We start from the raw sequence: 16,449 nt of genomic DNA on the forward strand, positions 1-16,449 counted from the left end.
ATCGCACGTTCAAGCGCCCCGCAGGCTGCAAGGATCAAGCGAAGAGACTATAAAGCTCGGCATCCGGCCTCGAAACGAGCGATTGACGAACGGAAGCAAGCACATGAGCCATTCCATCCGCGGCAGCACCCAGGCATACCTGATTCCGGGCGACCCGGTTCGCAATGTGCGGCTGCCGCGCATGTTCAACGCCGCCTTCGAGCGCTACGAGATCGACGCGGTGCTGCTGCCCATGCAGGTGCCGGTGCGCGACTTCGCGGTGTTCTTCAAGTCGGCCTTTCTCGCGCGCAACGTGCGCGGCATGGTGATCGCGCCGCCGCACAAGCCGCTGGTGGTCGACCTGCTCGACGGCTGCGGCCTGTTCGGGCGCGTGGCCGGTTCGGTCAACGTGGTGCGCCGCACCGAGGGCGACCAGCTCGAGGGCGACCTGTTCGACGGCGAAGGCCTGATCGGCGCGCTCGACCACTGCAACGTCCCGTTCCGCGGCAAGCGCGTGCTGATCCTCGGCGCGGGCGTGAGCGCCGCGGCCATCGGCGTGGCGCTGGCCGAGGGCGGTACCGTGAACGGCGCGGAGCACATCGCCTTTCACGACACGGCCGCCGGCAAGGCGGCCGGCGTGGCGGCCAAGCTGAATGCCTTCTTCGACGCGACGGTGGTCGCGGTGGAAAGCAACGCGCCCGAGGGCTACGACCTCGTCATCAACGCCACGCCGCTCGGGCTGGTCGAGGGCGACGCGCTGCCGGTCGACGTGACGCGCATGGACGGCCATGCGGCGCTGTTCGACATTCTTCTGCGCAACCAGCCCACGCCGCTGGTGCGCGCGGCCCGCGCGCGCGGGCTCAACGCGCAGGCGGGCTTCGAGATGCTCATTCAGCAGATGCCGCATTACTTCCGCTACTTTGGCCACCTGGACGCGGCCGAGGCGATGCAGGCCGACGCCGATTTCCTGCGCGAAATCATCTACCCGCCGGCCATGCAGGCCGAGATTGCGCAGCCCCTGCGCTACCACTCGCCCAGCGTGGCCTGAGCCCCTTCACCAAAGAAACGACCGACATGATCTCCGGCAAGACCACCCTCATCGCCCACCTGGGTTTCCCCACCGAGGCCTTCAAGGCCCCGATGATCTACAACCCCTGGTTCGACCAGAAGGGCATCGACGCGGTGGTCGTGCCCATGGGCGTGAAGCCCGAGGACTACGCGGCGTCGCTGCCGCAGATCTTCAGATTCAGCAACCTGCGCGGCGCGCTCGTGACCATGCCGCACAAGGTCACGACCATGTCGCTGGTCGACGAGGTGACGCCCACCGCGCGCGTGGCGGGCGCCTGCAACGCCATCCTGAAGCGGCCCGACGGCACGCTGCTGGGCGACCAGTTCGACGGCGCGGGTTTCGTGCGCGGCGTGGAGCGCAAGGGGCGCCTGTTCAAGGGTGCGCGCGTGCTGGTGTCGGGCACGGGCGGCGTGGGCTCGGCCATTGCCGCGTCGATCGCCGCCGCCGGCGCGGCCGAGCTGATGCTGTTCGACATGAGCGAGGCTTCCGCCAATGCACTGGCCGCGCGGCTGCGCGAGAACTATTCGCAGATGAAGGTGAACACGGGCTCCAAAGACCCGGCCGGCTACGACGTGGTGGTCAACGCCACGCCGCTGGGCATGAAGGAGGGCGACCCGCTGCCCTTCGACATCGACCGCATCGACCCCGCCACCTTCGTTGGCGAGGTCGTGATGAAGACCGAGTTCACGCCGCTGCTGCAGGCCGCCAAGGCCAAGGGCTGCGCGGTGCAGGTGGGCACCGACATGCTGTTCGAGATGATTCCGGCGTACCTGGAGTTCTTCGGCTTCGGCACCGCGTCGCCCGACGAGCTGCGCGCCGTGGCCCAGCTGAAATACTGATTGAAATATGGATGAAGCCCAGGCCAGCCCTGCCTTGCCTTGCCCCTCTCCCCGGGGGGTGAAGGCCGGCGGCCTCATCACCGGTCGTGGCCTCGCGAAGGCTGCGGCCCCTCACCCCAACCCTCTCCCCAAGGGAGAGGGAGAAAGAAAAAAGACCTGACATGAGCATCTTCGAAGGCTTCCTCTCCACCTCCGAAACGCTGGGCGCCTTCAGCGACCGCGCGTTCGTCGACGCCATGCTGCGCTTCGAAGCCGCGCTGGCGCGCGCGCAGGCCGCCGAAGGGCTGATTCCCGAAAGCGCCGCCCACTCGATCGTGAGCAGCTGCAAGGTCGAGCTGTTCGACGTGGCCAAGATCGTGCGCGAAAGCGGCCGTGCCGGCAGCGTTGCCATTCCGCTGGTGAAGGCGCTGCGCGAAGCCGTGGGCCTGTTCAATGCGGAGGCCGCGCCGTTCGTGCACTTCGGCAGCACCAGCCAGGACGTGATCGACAGCGCCATGGCGCTGGTCACGCGCGAGGCCGTGGCGCTGGTCGAGACCGACCTGGCCAAGGCCGCCGACGCGCTGCTGCGCCTGGCCGTCACGCATGCCGAAACGCCGATGCTCGCGCGCACGCTGATGCAGCCGGCCTCCGTGACCAGCTTCGGCTTCAAGTGCGCCGGCTGGGCCGCACCGCTGGTGCGCAGCCGCATCCGCCTGCGCGAGGCCGCAAGGCACGCGCTGCAGCTGCAGCTGGGCGGTGCCGTCGGCACGCTGGCGCAGATGAAGGGGCAGGGCGCGGCGGTGCGCAAGCGCATGGCCAAGGAACTGGGCCTGGGCGACCCCGGCGCCACCTGGCACACGCAGCGCGACGAATGGGTGGCGCTGGGCTGCGAGCTCGGCCTGATGACGGGCAGCCTCGGCAAGATCGCGGTCGACATCGCGCTGCTCGGCCAGTACGAAGTGGCCGAGGTCGCCGAGCCCAGCGAGCCCGGGCGTGGCGGCTCGTCGGCCATGCCGCACAAGCGCAACCCGGTGGCCTCGATGGTGGCCATTGCCGCCGCGCACCGCGCGCCGCAGCGCGTGGCCGCCTTGCTCGGCGCCATGCCGCAACAGCACGAGCGCGCGCTCGGCGCCTGGCAGGCCGAGCTGGGCGAGTGGCCCCAGCTGCTGATGTCGGCGCACGGCAGCGTGCGCGCCATGGCGGGCGCGTTGCCCGGCCTGCAGGTGGACGCCGCGCGCATGCGCGCCAACATCGACCGGCTGCGCGCCGAACTCCCGCGCGACGCGGCCGACGAATGGTTCGACCCCGCGCTCGCGCACAACGCCGGGCAGACCGCGCTCGCCGAAGTGAAGGCGCTGCAGGCCCGGCTGACCGAACACGAAGAACACAGAGAACACAAGGAACCCTCGAAATGACCGCCCCCGAATTTCCCGCAACACCCGACGTGCCGGCCGACGGCTACGAATCCGGCCTCCTGAACCGCCGCCGCGTGCTGGGCGACGCCTGGGTCGACAAGTCGCTCGCCAACCGCAACGAGTTCAACGCCGAGTTCCAGGAACTCATCACGTGCCACGCGTGGAACGACATCTGGGGCCGCCCCGCGCTGGGCGACAAGACGCGCCGCTACATGGTGCTGTCGATGATGCTGGGCATCCACGCCTACGAGGAGTTCGCTATGCACGTGCGCGCCGCGCTCGACGGCCCGCCCGAGTCGCGCCTGACGCCCGAGGACATCAAGGAAGTGATCATGATGGCCGCCATCTACTGCGGCGTGCCGGTGGCCAACCACGCCTTCGGCATTGCCACCGGCATCCTGCGCGAGAAGGGCCTGCTGGCGGCGGCCGCACCCCAATCACCCCAGCCCGCCTCCAGGTGAGCGCGCCGGACGCCCGCAAGAAGGGCCGGTTCGACGTCAGCTTCACCCTGATGCTGCCGCTTCTGCTGGCGGCGCAGCCGGTGGCCACCGACAGCTATCTTCCCGCGCTCCCCGCCATTGCGAAGGAGCTCGGCTCGGCCAGCACCAGCCTGACGCTGTTCGTGCTGGCCTTCGGCTTTGCGCAGCTGCTGTGCGGCCCGCTGGCCGACCGCTTCGGGCGCCGGCCGGTGCTGCTGGCGGGGCTGGGCTGCTACGCCGTCGCGGCGCTGGGCGGCGCGTTCGCGGGCAGCGTGGCGCTGCTGGCGGGCTGGCGCACGCTGCAGGGCTTCTCGATGGCGGCCATCCTCGTGTGCTCGCGCGCGGCCGTGCGCGACCTGTACCCCGCGCACGAAGGCCCGCACGTGATGGCGCGCGGCCTCACCGGGCTGGGCGTGGTCGGCCTGGCGGCGCCGCTGCTGGGCGCATGGCTGGTGCAGGGCGCGGGCTGGCGCTGGGTGATGGTGGCGATGGCGCTCTACGCCTCGGTGCTGTTCGCGCTGTGCTGGCATGCGTTCGGCGAAACGCGGCAACCGCTGACGGGTGAATCGTCCGCGCCGCGCGGCAGCACGCGCGCCGTGTTCGCCAGCCGCTCGTTCCGCGCCTGGGCCTCGGTGGCGGCCACCACCTACGGCGGGCTTTTCTGCTTCCTGCTGCTGTCGCCGATGGTCTACATCGGCTACCTGGGCTGGTCGCCCGCGTGGTACGGCTGGATCCCGGCGGGCGGCTCGCTGGTCTACATCTTCAGCACCACCATGTGCCGCACGCTGCTGCGGCGCTACGGGCCGGTGCGCACCGTGCGCCTGGGCGCCTCGCTGAGCCTGGCGGGCCCGGTGATCCAGGCGCTGGGCTGCCTGCTGCTGCCGCTGAGCGCGGTGCCGCTGCTGGTGGGCCACGCGGTGTACTGCCTGGGCCACGGCATCCACCAGCCCTGCGGGCAGGCCGGCGCCGTGGGCGACCTGCCGCACCTGGCGGGGCGGGCCGTGTCGTGGTCGGGCTTCGGCATGATGATGGTCGCGTTCTGCGTGGGCCAGCTGGCCGCGCGCTTCGTCGACACCGAGTATTCGAACGGCGCCTGGCCCATGGTCCTGCCGATGCTGCTGGCCGGCTGCGTGCTGATGGCCATCGCGTTCTTCTGGCTGCCGCGCCTGCAGCACCCTCAACCTCCTTCACATCCTTCACCTCCATCAAAGGAACCCGCACCATGACCCGTTTGAACGTCGTTCGCGAGGGCTCAGGCCCCTTCGTCGTGCTCAGCCATGCGCTGGGGTGCGACCTGCACATGTGGGACGGCGTGGCCGCGCAGCTGGCGCGCGCCCACACCGTGCTGCGCTACGACCACCGCAACCACGGCGCCTCCGAGGTGGTGCCCGGCGCGCTGCGCATCGAGACGCTGGCGCAGGACGCGGCCGAGCTCATCCGGCGCGAGACGGGCGGCGAGCCGGTGCACTTCGTCGGCCTGTCGATGGGCGGCATGACCGCGCAGGCGCTGGCCGTGCGCCACCCCGAACTGCTGAAGACGGTGGTCATCGCCAATTCGGCCGCCCACTACCCCGACCAGGCCCCCTGGCGCGCGCGCGCCGAGACGGTGGCCGCCAAGGGCGTGGCCGCCGTCGCGCCCGGCGCGGTGGCGCGCTGGCTCACGCCGGCCTACGTGGGCACGCCCGAGGGCGCGGCCGCCGCCAAGGCGCTGCACGACACGCTGGTGCGCACCGACGCGCAGGGCTACATCGAGAGCTGCAACGCCGTGGCCGCCATCGACTTCCGCGAGAGCAACCGCCGCTTCGCCGTGCCCACGCTGGTGGTCGGCGGGCTGCAGGACGAGGCCACGCCGCTGGCCATGTCCGAGGCCATGGCCACCGCCATTCCGGGCGCGCGGCTGGCCACCATCGACGCGGCGCACCTGAGCGCCGTGGAGCGGCCGGTGGAGTTCTCGCAGCTGCTGATCGACTTCTGGCGCAGTCTTTGAGGGGCCTGGGCCGGCCGGCGGCCCTAGGTGTATCCCGTATTTCGTACGAATGATGAACGCGCGTGATCGATGATCGATCAAATGACCCCTGAATAGATTGTGGCACGGGCCGGGTGTTTCTAAAGTCCACCCATGCACCGCTCCATCGCCACCGTGTCGCTCAGCGGCACCCTTCGCCAGAAGCTCGAAGCCGTCGCCGCCGCCGGTTTCGACGGCATCGAGCTGTTCGAAGCCGACTTCATCAACTTCAAGGGCACCGCCGCCGAACTGCGCCGAATCACGGGCGACCTGGGCCTGTCGATCGACCTGTACCAGCCGTTTCGCGACTTCGAGGGCATGCCCGAGCCGCAGTTCCGCCGCAGCCTGGACCGCGCCGAACGCAAGTTCGACCTGATGGAAGCCATGGGCGCGCCGCTGGTGCTGTGCTGCTCCAACACCTCGCCGCTCGCGGTGAACGACCCCGCGCTGGCCGCCGCGCAGCTGCACGAACTGGCCGAGCGCGCCGCGCGCCGCAACCTGCGCGTGGGCTTCGAGGCGCTGGCCTGGGGCCGCCACACCTCGCTGTACGGCCAGGCCTGGGACATCGTGAAGCAGGCCGGCCACGCGCACCTGGGGCTGATCCTCGACAGCTTCCACACCCTCTCGCTGAAGGACGACCCGGCCGGCATCGCCGGCATTCCGGGCGACAAGATCTTCTTCCTGCAGATGGCCGACGCGCCGCTGCTGGCGATGGACGTGCTGCAGTGGGCGCGCCACCACCGCTCGTTTCCGGGGCAGGGCGACTTCGACGTCGTCGGCTTCTTCGAGCAGGTGCTGCGCGCGGGCTACACCGGGCCGCTGTCGCTCGAAATCTTCAACGACATCTTCCGCGAGACGCCGAACCGCCGCACCGCGGTGGACGCGATGCGCTCGCTGCTGTACCTGGAGAGCGAGGCGCGCGAGCGCATGGCCACGGCAAAGCCTTCGACGTCTTCCCAACCGCCGCATCCCGTGCAGCCCCTGCAGCCCCTTCGTGTGGAGCTGTTCAACCCTCCGCCGGCACCGGCGCTCTCGGGCCTGTCGTTCATCGAGTTCGCGGCCGACGAGGCCTCGGCCGCCACGCTGGCCACGCTGGTCGAGCAGCTGGGCTTTCGCCGCATCGGCAAGCACCGCTCCAAGGCCGTGACGCTGTACCGCCAGGGCGACATCAACCTGATCGTGAACGCGCAGCCCGACTCCTTCGCGCGCCAGCGCTTCGAGGCGCACGGCACCTCGGTGTGCGCGCTGGGCGTGCGCTGCGACGACCCGCTCGCGGCAGTCGGCCGCGCCACCGCCATGCGCTCGCAGCGGCACGACAGCCCGGTGGGGCCGAACGAGCTGCGCGTGCCCGCCATCGTGGCGCCGGGCGGCAACCTGATTCACTTCGTGCCCGAGGCACTGGGCGCCAACGGCCTGTACGAGGCCGACTTCGTGCTCGACGACCGCGGCGCCGAGGCCGGCGACGCGGGCCTGCAGCGCATCGACCACGTGGCCCTGGGCCTGGCGCTCGACCAGCTCGACACCTGGGTGCTGTTCACGCGCGCCGTGCTCGGGCTGGAGCCCGGCGAGAGCCTGGAGCTGGCCGACCCCTTCGGCCTCATTCGCAGCCGCGGCGTGGCCAACGCCGAGCGCAGCCTGCGCCTGGTGCTGAACGTGTCGCTGAGCCAGCGCACCCGCACCGCGCGCACGCTGAGCGTGACCGGTGGCGGCGCGGTGCACCACATCGCGCTGAGCTGCACCGACATCTTCGACACGGCCGCCAGGCTGCGCGCCAACGGCACGCGCTTCGTGCCCATTTCGGACAACTACTACGACGACCTGGCCACGCGCATCGACCTCGCGCCCGAACTGCTGGCGCGCATGCGCGAAGCGGGCGTGCTGTTCGACCGCTCGCCGGCCGGCGACTACCTGCACATCTATACCGAGAGTTTCGAGGGTGGACTGTTCTTCGAGGTCGCACAACGCGTAGGCAACTACGACGCGTACGGTGCCCTCAATGCACCGGCGCGCATGGCTTCCCAGGCGCAGGATTGATCCGTTGGGTTTTCTGATTACTTACCCGTCAACACTGGAGACAACACATGGCCAACAACACAGCCCATGAGCCGCAAGGCAGGCACCAGTCGAAGAAGGCCGCGGCAAGCGGCTGGATCGGCTCGGCGCTGGAGTACTACGACTTCTTCATCTACGCCACCGCGGCGGCGCTGATCTTTCCGCAGATCTTCTTCCCCAAGGGCGACCCCAAGACCGCCATCATCGCGTCGCTCGCGACCTACGGCGTGGGCTACGTCGCGCGCCCCATCGGCGCCTTCGTGCTCGGCCACTGGGGGGACACCCACGGCCGCAAGCAGGTGCTGGTGCTGTGCATGTTCCTGATGGGTTTCTCCACCGTGGCCGTCGGCCTGCTGCCGACCTACGACCAGGTCGGCCTGCTGGCCCCCGCGCTGCTGGTGCTGCTGCGCCTGATCCAGGGCTTTGCGGTGGCCGGTGAAATCTCGGGCGCGAGCTCGATGATTCTCGAGCACGCCCCGTTCGGTCGCCGCGGCTTCTTCGCGAGCTTCACGCTGCAGGGCGTGCAGGCCGGCCAGATCCTGGCGGCCGCCGTGTTCCTGCCGCTGGCGCACTACATGCCCGAGGACGCGTTCAACTCGTGGGGCTGGCGCATTCCGTTCCTGCTGAGCTTCCTGGTCATCGTGGCCGGCTACATCATCCGCCGCGAAGTCGACGAGACCCCGGCCTTCGCCGAAGTCGACCAGAAGGGCGAAACCGCCAAGGCGCCGATCGTGCAGGCCTTCACCGACAGCTGGGGCGACATGCTGCGCGTGGTCTGCATGGCGCTGATGAACGTGATTCCGGTGGTGGCCACCGTGTTCGGCGCGGCCTATGCCGTGCAGGCCGCCTACGGCATCGGCTTCCAGAAAGACGTGTACCTGTGGATCCCCGTGCTGGGCAACATCCTGGCCGTGATCGTGATCCCGTACGTGGGCAACCTGTCGGACCGCATCGGCCGCCGCCCGCCGATCATCGTGGGTGCGCTGGCATCGGGCCTGCTGTCGTTTGCCTACCTGTACGCCATCAGCATCAAGAACGTGCCGCTGGCCGTGTGCATGTCGCTGCTGATGTGGGGCATCGTGTACCAGGGCTACAACGCCACCTTCCCGAGCTTCTACCCCGAGCTGTTCCGCACCCGCAACCGCGTGTCGGCCATGGCCATCTCGCAGAACGTGGGCACCACCATCACCGCGCTGCTGCCGGCCCTGTTCGCCGCCGTGGCGCCTCCCGGCTCGACCAACGTGTGGCTCACCGTGGGCGCCATCACCTTCGCCGTGACCATCCTGGCGGCCCTGGCGGCCATGACCGCACGCGAAACCTACCGCGTGCACATGAAGGACCTGGGCAAGCCCGACGCCGTGCCGGTCGACAAGCAGGAATACGACCGCCTGCGCGAGCAGACGCTGGCCACCGCGCGCATGAGCAAGGCCGTGGCCTGAGGCGGCGGTGAACTGAAGAGAACCGAAGAAAGCTGAAGAAAGCGGAAGAAGCGCGAAAGGCTGAAGACCTTTCGCGCACCAAGGGTTGTGGCGCCGTGAAGAATGGCGCCATGACCTCTTCTGCTTCTCCCTCGCACCTCAAGATCGACTTCGTCTCCGATGTGTCCTGCCCCTGGTGCGCCGTGGGCTTGGGCGCGCTCGAGGCGGCACTGAAGAAGGTGGCGCCCGACGTCACCGCGGAGCTGCACTTCCAGCCCTTCGAGCTGAACCCGCAGATGCCCGCCGAAGGCCAGGACACCTTCGAGCACCTGAACCAGAAGTACGGTTCCACCCTCGAGCAACAGGCCCAGTCGCGCGAAATGATCCGCCAGCGCGGCGCCGCCGTCGGCTTCGAGTTCAGCCCCGCAGGCCGTCCCCGCGTCTACAACACCTTCAACGCCCACCGCCTGCTGCATTGGGCCGAGCTCGAAAGCCCCGCCAAGCAGGCCGCGCTGAAGAAGCTGCTGCTGAAGGCCTACTTCACCGACAGCCAGAACCCCTCGGACCCCGAGGTGCTGGTGCGCGCGGCCACCGAAGCGGGGCTCGACGCGGCCCGCGCCCGCGAGATCCTGAACAGCGACGAGTTCGCGCAGGACACGCGCGACCGCGAGCGCATGTACACCGACGCCGGCATCCACTCGGTGCCCGCGATCATCATCAACGACCAGCACCTGATCTCCGGCGGCCAGCCCGTCGAAGTGTTCGAGCGCGCGCTGCGCCAGATTGCCGGCGCTGCACCGTCGAGCCTGTCGGTAGCCTGACCTGGGTGGCGCACGGGCGCCGTCTTTGCGCAGCGTTACGAAAGTAAAGGGCGTCAACGGGCAAGGGGTTTCAGCGGTTGAGGTGGCATCCTCGAATTGCTGTCACCCTCAGGAGCCCCGAAGATGAAGAAGAAAAGCCTCATTGCCGCGCTTGCCATCCTGGCCGCGGCTTCGCTGCCCGCGCTGGCCGACGAATACGGCAAGCATCCGTTCTATCTGCATGCCTTGTCCGACCTGCGCACCGCCGAGTGGCAGGTGACGCACCGCCGGCCCGAAGACGGCCGCGTCTCGCGCGACGAGCAGGTGGTGGTCGACGAGATCCACGCCGCCATCGGCGACCTGCAGCATGCGGCATGGCTGGACGGCAAGCCCGTCGAATGGCGCGAGCCCACCGACGCATGGCTGCCGCGAGAAGGCCGCCTGCACGTGGCGGTCGACCTGCTGCGCAAGGTGCGCTCCGACGTGGCGCGCGAAGAAGACGACCCGCGCTCGCGCCCGTTCCAGCAGCGCGGCCTGGCGCACGTGGACGTGGCGCTGAACACCGCGCAACACGCCATCGGCGACGTGCGCCACCACGACATGCGCAGGGAGTGAGCACGGTGCCGGCCACTGCCCCGGTCTTCCCGGTGCGCCGCGCGTCGATGGCGCTCGGTGCCTGCGCGCTGGCGTTGCTTGCGGCCTGCGCCGGCATGTCTGGCGCGCCAGGCGAGCGACGACCGCTGGTGTCGGTGTCGCTGCCCTCCACGCCATTGAACGAGGCCACGCGCCTGCGCTGGCTCGACCGCGTGAGCTGGGGTGCCAACGCCAGCAGCGACGCGCAACTGTCGCGGCGCGGCCTGTCGCTGTGGATGCGCGACCAGCTCAACCCGCGTGCTGTGCCGCTGCCCCCCGCGGCGCAAGCGCAGATCGACGCCATGGCCATCTCGCGCACGCCGCTCGACCAACTCGTGACCGCGCTCGACGCGCAACGCAAGGCCGCCGATGCGCTGCCCGACGAAGACCAGAAGAAGGCCGCGCGCCAGGCCTACCAGCAGCAACTCAACAACCTTGCACGCGAGGCGCAGACGCGCTTCGTGCTGCGCGCGCTGTACTCGCCCAACCAGCTGCAGGAGCAGATGACCTGGTTCTGGATGAACCACTTCAACGTCAACCTGCGCAAGGACAACATCCGCGCGATGGTGGGCGACTACGAAGAGAACGCGATTCGGCCGCATGCGCTCGGCAAGTTCCGCGACCTGCTCGGCGCCACGCTGCACCACCCCGCGATGCTGCGCTACCTCGACAACGCACAGAACGCCGGCAACCGCATCAACGAAAACTACGCGCGCGAGCTGATGGAGCTGCACACCATGGGCGTGGGCAGCGGCTATTCGCAGGCCGACGTGCAGGAGCTGGCGCGCGTGCTCACCGGCGTGGGCGTGAGCATGCAGCCGCTGGATGCACCGCCGCCCAACGTGCGCCCCGCGCTGCGTGCCGACTACGTGCGCAAGGGCCTCTTCGAGTTCAACCCGAACCGGCACGACTACGGGCCGAAGACGCTGATGGGCGAGCCCATTCGAAGCCGCGGCCTGGCCGAGGCCGACGAAGCGCTCGACCGCCTGGCACGCGCGCCGGCCACCGCGCGCTTCGTCTCGCGCAAGCTCGCCGTGTACTTCGTCTCCGACGAGCCGCCGCAGGCACTGGTCGAGCGCATGGCCGCGGCCTTCACGCGCAGCGACGGCGACATTGCCGTCACGCTGAAGGCGCTGTTCGAGTCGCCCGAGTTCGCCGCGTCGCTGGGCCACAAGTTTCGCGATCCGGTGCACTACGTGATGGCCGGCGTGCGGCTCGCGTACGACGAGCGCGTGGTGCTCAACGTGAACCCGATGCTCAACTGGATCAACCGCATGGGCGAGCCGCTGTACGGCCACGAGACGCCCGACGGCTACCCGCTCAACGAAGCCGCATGGGCGAGCGCGGGGCAGATGAACACGCGCTTCGAGATCGCGCGCGCCATCGGCGCGAACGGCGCGGTGCTGTTCCGCGCGGACGACAAGGCGCCTTTGGAGAAGCCCGCGTTTCCGCAACTGGCCGAGTCGCACGCGGTGCGAGCGATGCAGGGCGGCCTGAGCGCGGACACGCGCGAGGCGCTGGCGCAGGCGAAGAATCCGCAGGAGTGGAATACCTTCCTGCTGGCGTCGCCGGAGCTGATGCGCCGCTGAGGTTCTGGTTTTTTTCCCTCCCCTGCTGGGGGGAGGGCAGGGGCGGGGGCAAGCGGCGGTCGATGAAGCGCTGTTGTGAAGCAAGCGCCGCTTGCCCCCATCCCAGCCTTCCCCCGGAAGGGGAAGGAGCAAGACAGGGAGCGCCATGGGGCGTGGTTCTTGGTTTTTCTCCCACCCCTTCCGGGGGAGGGCAGGGGTGGGGGCAAGCGGCGCTCGATGAAGCGCTGCTGCAAAAGCAAGCACCGCTTGCCCCCATCCCAGCCTTCCCCCGGGAGGGGAAGGAGCAAGGCAGGGAGCGCCATGGGGCGTGGTTCTTGGTTTTTCTCCCTCCCCTTCCGGGGGAGGGCAGGGGTGGGGGCAAGCGGCGCTCGATGAAGCACTGCTTCAAAACAAGCACCGCTTGCCCCCATCTCAACCTTCCCCCAAAAGGCGGAAGGCGCAAGTCAGAAGAAAGGACATCGTGATGCAACGCAGAGACCTCTTGAAACTCATGGCCGCAGCCCCCTTCGCAGGCGCCGCGGGCCAGCTGATGGCCGCGCCCGCGGCCGAAGGTGCCAAGCTGCTGGTCGTGTTCCTGCGCGGCGCGTACGACAGCACCAGCCTGCTCGTGCCGACCTCCAGCGACTTCTACTACGCCTCGCGTCCCAACATCGCCATCGCACGCCCCGGCACGCCCAACGGCGCGCTGCCGCTCGACGGCAACTGGGGCCTGCACCCGGCCCTGGCGCAGAGCGTGATGCCGCTCTTCCAGCAGAAGCAGGCCGCGTTCATCGCCTTTGCCGGCACCGACGACCTCACGCGCAGCCACTTCGAGACGCAGGACTCCATCGAGCTCGGCCAGGCGCTCGACAAGCGCCGCGACTACCGCTCGGGTTTTCTCAACCGGCTGGCCGGCGTGCTCGGCGCGGGGCCCATCACCGACGTGTCGCCCATCGCCTTCACCGACCAGTTGCCGATCTCGATGCGCGGCGACGCCAAGGCGGCCAACATGGCGCTGGCTGGCAATGCGCGCTCGGGCATCGATGCGCGGCAGAGCCAGGTCATCGCGGCCATGTACCGCAACACGGCACTGGCGCAGCCGGTGGCCGAAGGCTTCCAGGTGCGCGACGAGGTCATGCGCGCCGTGCAGGCCGAGATGGACGCGGCCAGCCGCAACGCCATGACGGCGAAAGGCTTCGAACTCGTGGCGCGCCGCATGGCGCTGCTGATGCGCGACCGCTTCGACCTCGGCTTTGTCGATGTCGGCGGCTGGGACACGCACGTGGGGCAGGGCGCCGCAAGCGGCTACCTTGCCAACCGTTTTGAAGAACTGGGCCGCGGCGTGGCCGGCTTCGCGCAGGAGATGGGCGACGACGCATGGCGCCAGACCGTGGTGGTCGTCATCAGCGAGTTCGGCCGCACCTTCCGCGAGAACGGCAACCGCGGCACGGACCACGGGCACGGCACGGTGTACTGGGTGCTCGGTGGCGGGCTCTCCGCGCAGGTCGGCGGGCGCGTGGTGGGCGAGCAGCAGGCGCTCACGCAGGCCACGCTGTTCCAGAACCGCGACTATCCGGTGCTCAACGAATACCGCGCGGTGTTCGGCGGGTTGTTCCAGCGCATGTACGGGCTGTCGGCGGGGCAGCTGGCGCGGGTGTTCGACGGGGTGGCGCCGAAGGACCTGCGGCTGGTGTGACAGCCCGCGTGACGCGCAGGCCCGCCGCGCTAGCCGAGGTCGGCGCCGCCGGCGTCGAGTGAAGGCGGGCGCGTCAGGTCTTCGTCGATGCCCATGACCTCGCTGGCGCGCTCCACGGCCTGCCAGAGCGACGCCGGCATCTTCAGGATTTCCTCGGGCGAATTGGCGCGCGCGATCCACGCGCCGATCTCATGGTGCTGCTCGGCGGTAAGCAAGTCGAGATTCAGCATCTCGTCGATGGTCTTCATGTGGGTTCTACGGGTTGGCTCTCTGGCGTGAATGTGCGGCCACGAATGCCTGGTTCAAGGTGAACGGCGGGGCGTGAGCCGGAGTTTGGCACGGACCGGCCGGCGGCTCGCCGTGAGCGCGTCATGCGCGTTGAAGGGCATCAGGTCTCCTACACGATCTTGCGCAGGCGACCGGCGCTCGGGTGCGAGCCGCAGGTTCACGTTGCATCGTGTCAGCGCACCGCATCATTCAACCGCCCTGCATGCCGGAGGTACCCACATGTCCAGACTCAACGACGAATGGAAGGTCGGCAAGCACGGCCCGCTCGAAATGCTGGGCGAGGGCTTGCACACCGTGGCCGGTGAAATCGACATGCCGCTCGGCCATTTCCCGCGCCGGATGACCGTGCTCACCTTGCAGGACCGCCGGCTCGCCGTGTGGAGCGCCATTCCGCTTCGTGAGCGGGAGATGGAGCAACTCGAAGCGATGGGCCCGGTGGCGTTCCTGATCGTGCCCGGCATTGCGCACCGCCTCGACGTCAAGGCCTGGAAGCGGCGCTATCCGGCCGCGCAGGTCGTCTGCCCGCCGGGCGCGCGAGAGGCGGTGTCCGAGGCCGTGCCCGTGGATGCGACCACCGACGTGCTCGGCGACCCGAGCGTGGCATTCCTCACCGTGCCGGGCGTCGAAGAAAAAGAAGCGGCGCTCATCGTCCGGCGCTCCGACGGCACCTCGCTGGTCGTCAACGACATCATCGCCAACGTGCACCACCCCGACGGCTTGGGCGCGAAGGTGATGGCGCGCCTCATGGGCTTCGGTGTGAAGGAGCCGCAGATGCCATGGGTGGGCGAGAAGATGTTCGTGAAGGACCATGCGGCGACCGCGGCAGCCATGCGCGCGTGGGCGGCCGAGCCGGGCCTGGTGCGCATCGTCGTGAGCCATGGCGATGTGATCACGGACCGGCCGCGCGAGGTGCTGGAGAGAATTGCGGGCGAAGTGGCCGACTGACCCGCGAGAAGCGATGCGCTGGCCGACCGACGCGGCGCCGATCTGCTTTGCCCCGGCCTCGACTTGACTGCCTCTCCACAGAACGCGTACATTGCCCCTGCCTCGTGATGAGCGGGGCCGGGATTGGCGTCCCGCTGACATCCTGCGACGAAAGCCGCAGTCACCGCACAGGTCTGCGGCTTTTTCGTTCGTGCTCCTTTTTAGGCGGCTCGAACGGGAGGGCTCACGCCCTGCCGGTTTCCGCAAGGATGTCCCGGTACGCCAACCTGTTCGAGCTGCCGCCCCCGATTGGCGTCGAGGGCGTCGGTTTTTGCAAATCGACATCCTCGGAGGCCCATGGCCCACGCTTCTACAGACGCGCCTTATCGCCCCACCGCCCAGTTCAAGCCCTTCGAATGGGTCCCGGGCGAGCGGCTCGATCCTTCACGGCAAAGCCGCGCCGCATTCCTCAACGACGCACGCGATGCCGTGCAGGGCGCGCACACGCTGGCCCAGTTGCTCGCGTGGGATGAAGACCGGCGCGACGCGGCGCTGTCCGATGCAGACCCCGCGCCGCTTTTCGACGCATGCCAGCGCAGCGCGCTGCAGCGCTTTCTCGCGGTGTCGCTGGCCCTGCTTCATGCCCGCATCGAGAGCCAGTGCGAGGCGCTGACGGACCAGCGGGACTAGCACTGCCCCACTGGCCCGAACGGCAGGTCAGGACTTGCGCACCGGGTCGTGCCCCCAGTTCATCAACGAATAGCGCCAGGGGGTTTCACGCACGTCGCCTTCGGGCCGCTGCGCCAGGTGCCGATGCACGTAGCCGACGACCTTGCGCATGTGCGCGACGTCGCCAGGCGTCAGGTCGCCTTGCGGCTTCTTGAGCAGGCGCACGATCCTGCGGCCTGACCTGTGTCCGACGGACTCCCGGCCGCCGCGGCCCTTGAAGCCGACCTCGCGCGAGTGTTCTTCGGCGAGCCAGTGTTCGAGTTGCGCGGGTGTCATGTTCACCGCCGCCTTGAAGTCGCGCACCGCCTCATGGGTGTCCTGTGCCTGTGCCGACATGCGGGTCACCCCTTGCCGCCGGCATGCCGCTGGAGCGCGGAGGCCTTGTGAATCGCGCGTTTGCCGCTCTTGTCGCTCTTCACCTCGTACTGGGGCTCGGCGTTCGAGGCTTTGGCCGTGTGGCCTTTGACGTGGGCGGTCTTCGTCACCTTGCGAACCACCTTGCCCGTGGTCTCGCCTTGCGACGTCTTCCAATCGACGGCGTCACCCGCTTTGGGTCTGGTTTCCATTGCTGCTGCT

Annotated in this window: 17 protein-coding genes; 14 read left to right on the forward strand and 3 right to left on the reverse strand. The window is 69.1% G+C overall.

Annotated elements, in window-relative coordinates; genetic code table 11:
* Positions 1-103 precede the first annotated feature (103 nt).
* The 12 genes from BM013_RS29860 (at position 104) to BM013_RS29920 (ending at position 13,932) form a co-directional block, all read left to right on the forward strand.
* Positions 104-1,027 (forward strand): shikimate dehydrogenase family protein, encoded by a 924-nt coding sequence (locus tag BM013_RS29860; RefSeq protein WP_093131848.1) that lies wholly within the window; start codon positions 104-106, stop codon positions 1,025-1,027.
* Positions 1,028-1,053: 26 nt separating this feature from the next.
* Positions 1,054-1,887 (forward strand): shikimate dehydrogenase family protein, encoded by an 834-nt coding sequence (locus BM013_RS29865; protein WP_093131850.1) that lies wholly within the window; start codon positions 1,054-1,056, stop codon positions 1,885-1,887.
* A gap of 161 nt (positions 1,888-2,048) precedes the next feature.
* Positions 2,049-3,281 (forward strand): 3-carboxy-cis,cis-muconate cycloisomerase, encoded by a 1,233-nt coding sequence (gene pcaB, locus BM013_RS29870; protein WP_093131852.1) that lies wholly within the window; start codon positions 2,049-2,051, stop codon positions 3,279-3,281.
* Entirely contained in the window at positions 3,278-3,742 is a 465-nt protein-coding gene (locus BM013_RS29875; RefSeq protein WP_093131854.1) for a carboxymuconolactone decarboxylase family protein, read from the forward strand. Before pcaB ends, BM013_RS29875 begins: the two co-directional genes overlap by 4 nt.
* Before the next feature lie 50 nt (positions 3,743-3,792).
* Positions 3,793-4,986, forward strand: coding sequence for an MFS transporter (locus tag BM013_RS29880; RefSeq protein ID WP_371281205.1), 1,194 nt, complete (start codon positions 3,793-3,795; stop codon positions 4,984-4,986).
* Entirely contained in the window at positions 4,983-5,747 is a 765-nt protein-coding gene (locus tag BM013_RS29885; protein WP_093131858.1) for an alpha/beta fold hydrolase, read from the forward strand. Before BM013_RS29880 ends, BM013_RS29885 begins: the two co-directional genes overlap by 4 nt.
* A 132-nt stretch (positions 5,748-5,879) precedes the next feature.
* Positions 5,880-7,799: a bifunctional sugar phosphate isomerase/epimerase/4-hydroxyphenylpyruvate dioxygenase family protein gene (locus BM013_RS29890; RefSeq protein WP_093131860.1), complete on the forward strand. Its 1,920-nt coding sequence runs from the start codon at positions 5,880-5,882 to the stop codon at positions 7,797-7,799.
* Between the two features lie 47 nt (positions 7,800-7,846).
* Entirely contained in the window at positions 7,847-9,256 is a 1,410-nt protein-coding gene (locus BM013_RS29895) for an MFS transporter (RefSeq protein WP_093131862.1), read from the forward strand.
* Positions 9,257-9,366: 110 nt separating this feature from the next.
* Positions 9,367-10,056: a DsbA family oxidoreductase gene (locus BM013_RS29900; protein ID WP_093131864.1), complete on the forward strand. Its 690-nt coding sequence runs from the start codon at positions 9,367-9,369 to the stop codon at positions 10,054-10,056.
* A gap of 123 nt (positions 10,057-10,179) precedes the next feature.
* Positions 10,180-10,650 carry a hypothetical protein gene (locus BM013_RS29905; RefSeq protein ID WP_093131866.1) on the forward strand — a complete coding sequence of 157 codons (471 nt, stop codon included), beginning with the start codon at positions 10,180-10,182 and terminating at the stop codon, positions 10,648-10,650.
* Between the two features lie 47 nt (positions 10,651-10,697).
* Positions 10,698-12,257 (forward strand): DUF1800 domain-containing protein, encoded by a 1,560-nt coding sequence (locus BM013_RS29910; protein WP_093131994.1) that lies wholly within the window; start codon positions 10,698-10,700, stop codon positions 12,255-12,257.
* A 463-nt stretch (positions 12,258-12,720) separates the two neighbouring features.
* Positions 12,721-13,932 (forward strand): DUF1501 domain-containing protein, encoded by a 1,212-nt coding sequence (locus BM013_RS29920; protein WP_093131870.1) that lies wholly within the window; start codon positions 12,721-12,723, stop codon positions 13,930-13,932.
* Positions 13,933-13,961: 29 nt separating this feature from the next.
* On the opposite strand, the gene BM013_RS29925 is transcribed toward BM013_RS29920, so the two are convergent.
* A complete protein-coding gene (locus BM013_RS29925) occupies positions 13,962-14,180 on the reverse strand; it encodes a hypothetical protein (RefSeq protein WP_093131872.1) in 219 nt (72 codons plus the stop codon).
* Positions 14,181-14,439: 259 nt separating this feature from the next.
* On the opposite strand from BM013_RS29925, the gene BM013_RS29930 reads away from it, so the two are divergent.
* Entirely contained in the window at positions 14,440-15,165 is a 726-nt protein-coding gene (locus BM013_RS29930) for a DUF4336 domain-containing protein (protein WP_093131874.1), read from the forward strand.
* 336 nt (positions 15,166-15,501) lie between these two features.
* Positions 15,502-15,834, forward strand: coding sequence for a hypothetical protein (locus tag BM013_RS29935; RefSeq protein WP_093131875.1), 333 nt, complete (start codon positions 15,502-15,504; stop codon positions 15,832-15,834).
* A 27-nt stretch (positions 15,835-15,861) separates the two neighbouring features.
* Here BM013_RS29935 and BM013_RS29940 read toward each other — a convergent pair whose 3' ends face one another.
* Both BM013_RS29940 and BM013_RS29945 read right to left on the reverse strand, forming a co-directional pair.
* Entirely contained in the window at positions 15,862-16,209 is a 348-nt protein-coding gene (locus tag BM013_RS29940; RefSeq protein ID WP_093131877.1) for a DUF3140 domain-containing protein, read from the reverse strand.
* Positions 16,210-16,214: 5 nt separating this feature from the next.
* Positions 16,215-16,439, reverse strand: a complete 225-nt coding sequence (locus BM013_RS29945; protein ID WP_093131879.1) for a hypervirulence associated TUDOR domain-containing protein — start codon at positions 16,437-16,439, stop codon at positions 16,215-16,217.
* Positions 16,440-16,449 lie beyond the last annotated feature (10 nt).

The sequence above is a fragment of the Variovorax sp. OK605 genome (assembly GCF_900115445.1).
Lineage (GTDB): Bacteria > Pseudomonadota > Gammaproteobacteria > Burkholderiales > Burkholderiaceae_C > Variovorax.

Excerpts from the sequence above, each read along its gene's own strand:
- BM013_RS29905 (WP_093131866.1), top strand. The coding sequence starts at position 10,180 with ATGAAGAAGAAAAGCCTCATTGCCGCGCTTGCCATCCTGGCCGCGGCT.
- BM013_RS29865 (WP_093131850.1), top strand. The coding sequence starts at position 1,054 with ATGATCTCCGGCAAGACCACCCTCATCGCCCACCTGGGTTTCCCCACC.
- BM013_RS29945 (WP_093131879.1), bottom strand. The coding sequence starts at position 16,439 with ATGGAAACCAGACCCAAAGCGGGTGACGCCGTCGATTGGAAGACGTCG.
- BM013_RS29925 (WP_093131872.1), bottom strand. The coding sequence starts at position 14,180 with ATGAAGACCATCGACGAGATGCTGAATCTCGACTTGCTTACCGCCGAG.
- BM013_RS29900 (WP_093131864.1), top strand. The coding sequence starts at position 9,367 with ATGACCTCTTCTGCTTCTCCCTCGCACCTCAAGATCGACTTCGTCTCC.
- BM013_RS29890 (WP_093131860.1), top strand. The coding sequence starts at position 5,880 with ATGCACCGCTCCATCGCCACCGTGTCGCTCAGCGGCACCCTTCGCCAG.
- BM013_RS29920 (WP_093131870.1), top strand. The coding sequence starts at position 12,721 with ATGCAACGCAGAGACCTCTTGAAACTCATGGCCGCAGCCCCCTTCGCA.
- BM013_RS29880 (WP_371281205.1), top strand. The coding sequence starts at position 3,793 with ATGCTGCCGCTTCTGCTGGCGGCGCAGCCGGTGGCCACCGACAGCTAT.
- BM013_RS29895 (WP_093131862.1), top strand. The coding sequence starts at position 7,847 with ATGGCCAACAACACAGCCCATGAGCCGCAAGGCAGGCACCAGTCGAAG.
- BM013_RS29935 (WP_093131875.1), top strand. The coding sequence starts at position 15,502 with ATGGCCCACGCTTCTACAGACGCGCCTTATCGCCCCACCGCCCAGTTC.
- BM013_RS29910 (WP_093131994.1), top strand. The coding sequence starts at position 10,698 with ATGGCGCTCGGTGCCTGCGCGCTGGCGTTGCTTGCGGCCTGCGCCGGC.
- BM013_RS29875 (WP_093131854.1), top strand. The coding sequence starts at position 3,278 with ATGACCGCCCCCGAATTTCCCGCAACACCCGACGTGCCGGCCGACGGC.
- BM013_RS29885 (WP_093131858.1), top strand. The coding sequence starts at position 4,983 with ATGACCCGTTTGAACGTCGTTCGCGAGGGCTCAGGCCCCTTCGTCGTG.
- BM013_RS29930 (WP_093131874.1), top strand. The coding sequence starts at position 14,440 with ATGTCCAGACTCAACGACGAATGGAAGGTCGGCAAGCACGGCCCGCTC.
- BM013_RS29860 (WP_093131848.1), top strand. The coding sequence starts at position 104 with ATGAGCCATTCCATCCGCGGCAGCACCCAGGCATACCTGATTCCGGGC.
- BM013_RS29940 (WP_093131877.1), bottom strand. The coding sequence starts at position 16,209 with ATGTCGGCACAGGCACAGGACACCCATGAGGCGGTGCGCGACTTCAAG.
- pcaB (WP_093131852.1), top strand. The coding sequence starts at position 2,049 with ATGAGCATCTTCGAAGGCTTCCTCTCCACCTCCGAAACGCTGGGCGCC.